Consider the following 6,955-nt stretch of genomic DNA (forward strand, 5'->3'; position numbering starts at 1 on the left):
CTGTTGAATATTGTTTCTGAACTGTGTCTGGGCGCTCCTTTGACCCTCCCTTGGCGGCGCTTGCCGGGCGCGCTCGGCGGCAACGCCAGAGGCGTGCGCCCAGCGTTTTTCTGGAACCAGCCTTGAGGCCCCGCATTCTATGAGCAGGGACTTAAGGAGCGTGTCGTGAAAGCGGTTTTGGGACTGGTCTGCGGCTTCGTGCTGACCCTTGCGGTCTTCGGCAGCGGACTGGGTTTTGCGGCCTGGCTGCTTGCCGCAAAGCCGCCGCGCCAGGCGACAGCCACCGTCAGCGTGGCGGAACTGTGGACCAAAAAGGCGCGGCCGGTGAACAAGGCCGGGCAAGGCCTCGAACGCCTGCCGGCCAAACAGTCCGCGTCGCCCGACATCCCCGCCAAACCGCAGGAAACACCGCCCGACCCGACGGTCACCGGCGCCATCGCGCCCAAGGCAGCCGACCTGCCGCCTCCGCATCTCGCCTGGTGCGCCAGCCGCTATCGCTCCTACCATCCGGACGACAACAGCTATCGCTCCTACAGCGGGCAGCTGCGACGCTGCATCTCGCCCTATCTCCAAGCCGCCGGCCAGCCTGTCCCGCCGGTTGCCGGCGATGGCGACGAAAACGGCGCCGGCCTGGGCGTCTACGTTGCCGATAATGGCGGCGAAGCACTTTCGGCCGACCATGTCGATTACTGCTTCAGCCGCTACCGCTCCTATCGCCCGGAAGACAATTCCTACCAGCCCTATTCCGGCGGCCCGAGACGGCAATGCCAGTAGCCCCGCGCGCCGCCCGGCATGGCGATCCGATCGCGCGGATTTTCCGGAGCGTCCGCATTGGCGCGGCGTTCAACCCCTGACCCAAGGAGGACTGACCATGAGCGACGACCGGGAGGACAGAATTCGTGAGCGCGCCTACCACATCTGGGAACGGGAAGGCCGCATGCAAGGCGACCCCGAACGGCACTGGCACCAGGCCGAGGCCGAGATCGACCGCGAGGCAGCCCTGCCGCTGACGGCGGATGACGCACTGCCCGAAACCGGCGAGATCGCCAGCACCGATGTGCTGGAGGTCGAGGCGCTGGCGGTGCGCACCGGCATATCGGGCGACGAGGCGCAGGAACTGCTCGACCGCCTGGGCAACGACCGCGCGGCAATCGAGCAGGCCGCCCGCAGCCTCAAGGCCAAAAGGCGGCGAAACCCCGATGAGGGACTGGCGAAATGATCGGAAGCTGAGAACGGAAAATACCGCTGGATTGCGCGGCGGCCCCGAAAGCCCGCGCCTCTGGCGGAGGACGCGGGCCGATCGGACGGCCGATCTTCGGCAGGCGATGGAGGGCACCACCTGCCGCACAGATCAACAATTAGCTATGGCTAATGTTCCGTCAAGTTGGATCTGAATTTACTTTCGTTGAAATGTCGGCCTCCACCGCAGTTGCGCCGCTGGCCTTTGGTCGGGAATGCATGTGTCCGGGGCAGGCAGTTTGTGTCGATGCCGATAGGAATTTTTTCTTGACGGGTGAGGGCAGCTATGCTACATTTCTGCCTATGGTGCTGATTTGCGCCAGTGACCCGCCGCCCATGCGGGTTTTTTGTTGACCCGCCGCACAGCCGTCACCCGCAAGATCTCTCGCCCGCAAGATGTCTACGCCGCGCGTGGTTCGGCCGGCCTGGGCCTGACCATTGTGGCGAGCACTATGCCGGCGACGATGAAGGCCGCACCGAGATCGTAATCGTGCAAGCCTTCGTCGAGCAGCAGATAGGCGAGCATGGCCACGAACACCGTCTGCAGGTAGAGCAGCATGCTCGCCCGGCTCGCGCCCAGCGTTTGCACGCTTTTGTTGTAGAGATAGTACATCAGGGCGCCGCCGGGGCCCGCCAGATAGGCGAGCGCGAGAAGGCTGTGGGCGTTCATGGCGGAGCGTTCGTCGTTGAACAATTCCCACAAATGGAAAGGCAAGGCAACCAGCGCACCGGCGCCGAGCAGCAGCACCACCATCGGCAGGAGTTCGATGCCGAATTTGGCACGGCGCAAAAGCACGGTGTAGAGGCCCCAGCAGAACGCGCTGCCGACGATCCACAGCTCGCCGGCGTTGAGCTTGAGTTGCAGCAGCGCCGTCAGGTTTCCGTGCGCAACGATGAAAATCATCCCGGCAAGCGCAACCAGCGCGCCAAGCGACTTCCACAGCCCGAGCGGCTCGCCAAGCACGAAACGGGCGAGCACCATCGTCATGACAGGCGACAGCGCCATGATGATGCCGGCCGTGGTGGCGTCGGTGTGGTTGAGGCCGTGGTAGATCATACCCTGGCACAGCGTGAGGCCGATCGCCCCGACGGCGACGACCTCCACGGCGCGCGTTCGCAAAAGCCCGATCATCGCCTCGTGATGACGGTGCACGATCGGCAGCAGGAGGGCGCAGGCAAGCGTCAGCCGCCAGAAGCAGAGCCCCCAGGGCGGCATTTCAGGCGCCACCCATTTGGCCGCGATATAGACACCGGCCGAAAGCAGCCAGCACAGGATGGCGGCCGGATAGCCGGCCAGGGAGGATATGGGGCGCACGGGTTGCGCGGCCTGACACGCTATCGGCATTGCCTGCATGTCATGCCTCCCCCTTCGATGGCCTCGGCCAGACGGGACAACATAACCTGCGTCGTTGGGTCGTGCATCCGTTTTGAGAGGCGAGAAGGAAGCTGCTCGGCCGCCATATGTCTTTCGATGAAGCGAGGAAGGTCTTTCGATACTTGATTCATGCGCCGAGGTCGCAAACTACCATGCCGCTAAGCGTCACAGCATGGACCCAAACCAGCCCCATGCGCCCGCATTGGAGAGGGGGCCAATGCCCAGTTCCGAGAAGAATCCGACGAGCGCCGCGACACCGGCGGATCTCGTGGCCGCACGAGAGGGCAGGCGGCAAAAACTGCGAGCGAAGCGGTGGCTTCCGGCTACTTACTACGGAGGCACCGAAAGCACGTCAATTGAGGCTGCGATCTCGCACGACGGACCTTAGGAGGGCCAGTTACAGCAGCGGTGATAGTGTGAAGTAGTGGCGCTCGGAGTTCGAACTTCTTGCCTTTTTTGCGAAAACGACACCCGAAATTCTCAGGAAACACAAGACTCTGGTGGGGTGATTTACTGTGGAACTTAGCAAAACCCTCAATGCTGGCTCTTGCAGGAGCAATGGTCTCGTGATCGAGTGCTCCAGGTCACCTTCCGAATTTGGTGGGACTCTAAGCAATATCCGGAGGGGCTATGTACCACTACGAAATGTTAGGTGACGAGCGATTTCAGGAATTCTGCCAAGCGCTTATTTCTGCGAGCTTTCCTAACGCTCAATGTCTCCCGGTCGGTCAACCCGACGGCGGCAGGGATGCCTTTCTTATTCACCACCTTAAAGAATCGCGCCCCAAGCATTCGAGGCCAGAATTAATAGTATTTCAGGTTAAGTATGTCAAAAAAACATTAGATAGTCGATCTGAGAGAGAAATGGTTGAGGATGTTATAAATAAAGAGGGAGAAAAAGTCGAAAAATTAAAATCCGCAGGTTTGCAAAAGTACTATTTAATAACTAATATTAAGGGGACTTCTCACCTAGATGTTGGCTCGATTGACCGAGTTAACGGCTTGCTCTCAGAAAAATTGGGGATTGAGGCCTACTGTTGGTGGCGCGATGATCTGGACCGTCGCTTGGATGGAAACTCAAGCGTCAGATGGAGCTATCCCGAGATACTCAAAGCGACGGATCTTCTGGAAGCTTTGGTAAGCGGTGCTCTTGGTGAAGGAGAGGAGCGGAGAAAAGCGGCCATACGGGCATATATGGTTGCTCAGTATGAAGATGATCAGGAGCTAAAATTCAAGCAGACGGATCTCAGAAGTTCCATGACCGAGCTGTTTATAGACCTTCCGATGCATCCATCTGTTGGCTCAATCGATTCTGGTATATCAAAAGCTCCAAAATATTTCTCTATAAGGCAGTCATCTGGTGGTATTTATCATAATTACATGTCTGCCCCGCAAGAAGCGTTGCCTGCTGCAGAGTTCTTACTAAATCAGAATGGCAAGGGCAGTTTGCAGCGAATTGTCTTAGAAGGCGCGCCGGGGCAAGGGAAATCCACTATAACGCAATACATGTGCCAGGTAATGCGGATGCATTTATTGGGGAGAGCCGATGAAGTAAACCAACTACAAAAGCAGTACCAGGAAGCGATGGTACGGATACCATTCCGCGTCGACCTTCGCGACTTGGCAAAATGGGTTTCGGGTATCGACCCATTTCAGCCGAAGGCTTTGGAGTTAGATGAGCGGGAGCCTCGATCGCTCGAGGGGTTCCTGGCGGGTCAAGTTCGGTTTATGTCCGGTGGCCATGATTTTAATGTATCTGATTTAACGGCGGTTACACGAGTCAGTCACCTCTTGCTCGCTCTTGATGGGTTTGACGAGGTCGCGGATATTGAATTGCGGCAACGTCTAGTTCTTGAAATTACAAAGGGCGCAACGCGCCTTATGAATGCTGGTGGCTTTTCCGTGCAGACTATAGTCACAAGCCGACCGGCTGCATTTGCAAAGTCGGTTCGATTTCCTCGTGATCAGTGGTCCTATTTTGAGTTATTGCCGCTAGAGCGACCGCAGGTAGATGGTTACACCACCAAGTGGATGAAGGCGAAAGGCATTAAGTCTGTAGAGCAATCGCAACTGAGGCGTATACTTGATGCCAAGCTCCGAGAGGCCCATACGCAATTTCTCGCGAAAAACCCTATGCAGCTTACAATATTATTGTCGTTAATACATAACCGCGGCACCTCTCTACCTGAGAAGCGAACGGCAATGTATGATGCTTATATGGATATGTTTTTTAGTAGAGAATCAGAAAAGAGCGATATTGTAAGAGAAAATCGAGAACTTCTGATTGATATTCACCGGCATCTAGCGTGGAAACTTCAAACATCTGCGGAGGGCGGAGAGAGTGGAAGTATTGAGCGCGGTGCTCTTCGTAGCATGCTGCTTGTCTATCTTGATTCACAAGGCGAGAGCACCGCTATCGTTACGGACCTATTCAATGGAATCGTTGAGCGGGTTGGTGCAATCGTATCCCGTGTTCAGGAGACGTATGAGTTCGAGGTTCAGCCTCTGCGCGAGTATTTTGCCGCACGGCATCTCTATGAAACTGCTCCCTATTCCCCAGCTGGAGACGAAAAGTCAGGTACAAAGCTGGACAGATTCGACGCGTTGATAAGAAATCCTTATTGGCTCAACGTCGCTAGATTTTACGGTGGTTGCTTTAGCAAAGGAGAAATTTCTGCTCTTGTCGACGAACTTTTTGCCTTGTCGGAAAGCGAACCTTACAAGCTTACTAGTCATCCAAGAAGTATTGCTCTGATGTTTCTTGGAGATTGGGTCTTTACCCAGAATCAGCCGTCAGTTAAGAAGATTATTGCTTTTATATCCGAATACCCGCAGCTGCATCAACTTATATCCGCGATCGATGACGTAGGTATAACATTCTGGACGTCGTTGCCTGAGCGGAGCGGGCGGTCTGAACTTCTCGAAATTCTGTGGAATCGTATGCTATGCACAAAGCTCCTGGATGAGCGTAGGGCTCTGGCTAGTGCTGTAATTCGGAATTCTACGCTCGAGGAGCGTCTATCACGCTGGCGAGCTTCTCGCGGAGTTATATCCGACCGAGACTGGTTTCGACTTGGTAGTTCGTTGGGGATTTTTTCCAACGTTGAACCAAGCAATTGGAATTTGGTCGATGGCGATTTATCGAACGATGCCATTTCAATTCTAATAGATAACGATCAACTTGAGTATCTAGAAAATAGTGACGCTTTCGATATAGCAAAACGTGTCGTGCTAAATGACACAAGACGCTCTATGTATCCGTTAGGAAATCAAAAGGGCAGTCATACTCGCCTGGGGGTTATGACTGAGTTGCTTGGTTACTACCAGTACCTTATAGCTTTGCGCGATGAGTCGGCAGAGCCTGTTCGATATGCTTTACGTTACCGCCAGGATGTGGAGGTTGCAGAACGAAATCGCGCTGCTCACAAGATAGCAGAGCTCAATGACCTAGATCGTGCAGCCATCGAGGCATATGAGCGGTTCCTAAGCACCTCAAGTGCAATTACTTCAGTCTCTATCGAGCCGTGGGTTGACTTGGTTGGGGCATTCCGGGCGGCATGGGGCGACTGCGCCGCAATTGACCGTATAGCATTTGTCGGCGCGGGCGTGCGTTCGAAGAAGATGGACGGGATCGACAGTTTTTTGAAAGGCGCCACCGACCTAGTTCGCGCAGCTCGGTTTGCACGATTAAAGTCTGGCGCGCCTCGGTGGTGGGCTGAGCGTCTGCAGAATCGGCAGGATGGTGTTGAAAGAAAGCGACTGCTGCTGTTGCTTTGGCTATGGGGAAGTTTGAAGACAATAGTCAAAATATCTAGTGTCGTCGCGCAGGTGCTTGACGAGCTAGAGGAGGGCGATTGGGTGGCTTTGTGCCGAGATTTCTCAAGTCTTGAGGAGAGCCGCAGGTCGAGAGAGGATTTGGCAGGGATTGGCGATACGAAACTGCTTGGGATCGTCAGGGGGGGCACTAGGTTGTGTATGTTTGTTGGGCTTCGAGTTCATGCACAATCGCGTCTGGAACTGGGCCTGTCCATATCGAGGCTGGACACGAAGGTTACGCTGCCGGAATTGCAGTTTGCGATGGACGCCGTTTTGGGCGCGTGTCGAGAATCGAATAACTGGGCGGAGTTCCTGCCGCATATTAAGTCATTATATCTAAGAGGTGCCTCGGTGTATAACTATTCGCACCGCCGCGAAGAGCTGAAAATGCCTGTCAGTGTTGCGACGATGATATCTGAAGACGTTGGGAATTTCCCACTGACTCTGGTATCTGCCGCCGACAGCCAACTCAAATCTAACGCGGGAGCTGCGGCCTCAAAGCTTTTGGATATTGCCAATCAGGAA

At 55.5% G+C, this 6,955-nt stretch carries 4 protein-coding genes; 3 read left to right on the plus strand and 1 reads right to left on the minus strand.

The annotated features are described in order from the left end of the window. Window positions 1-165: 165 nt before the first annotated feature. On the plus strand, window positions 166-774 hold the full coding sequence (locus tag EOB49_RS29970; RefSeq protein WP_127383102.1) for a BA14K family protein: 609 nt from the start codon (window positions 166-168) through the stop codon (window positions 772-774). 97 nt (window positions 775-871) lie between these two features. Next, window positions 872-1,219 (plus strand): DUF2934 domain-containing protein, encoded by a 348-nt coding sequence (locus EOB49_RS29975; protein ID WP_127383103.1) that lies wholly within the window; start codon window positions 872-874, stop codon window positions 1,217-1,219. Between the two features lie 420 nt (window positions 1,220-1,639). Here the strand turns inward: EOB49_RS29975 and EOB49_RS29980 are convergent, their stop codons facing one another. Next, complete coding sequence (locus tag EOB49_RS29980; protein ID WP_127383104.1) at window positions 1,640-2,593, minus strand: EamA family transporter; 954 nt, start codon at window positions 2,591-2,593, stop codon at window positions 1,640-1,642. A gap of 651 nt (window positions 2,594-3,244) precedes the next feature. Here EOB49_RS29980 and EOB49_RS29985 point away from each other — a divergent pair. Beyond that, window positions 3,245-6,955 (plus strand): hypothetical protein (locus tag EOB49_RS29985; RefSeq protein WP_127383105.1); only part of this gene is annotated, 3,711 nt, incomplete at its 3' end.

The sequence above is a fragment of the Mesorhizobium sp. M7A.F.Ca.MR.148.00.0.0 genome, assembly GCF_003997735.1.
Lineage (GTDB): Bacteria > Pseudomonadota > Alphaproteobacteria > Rhizobiales > Rhizobiaceae > Mesorhizobium.

Excerpts from the sequence above, each read along its gene's own strand:
- EOB49_RS29975 (WP_127383103.1), top strand. The coding sequence starts at position 872 with ATGAGCGACGACCGGGAGGACAGAATTCGTGAGCGCGCCTACCACATC.
- EOB49_RS29980 (WP_127383104.1), bottom strand. The coding sequence starts at position 2,593 with ATGCAGGCAATGCCGATAGCGTGTCAGGCCGCGCAACCCGTGCGCCCC.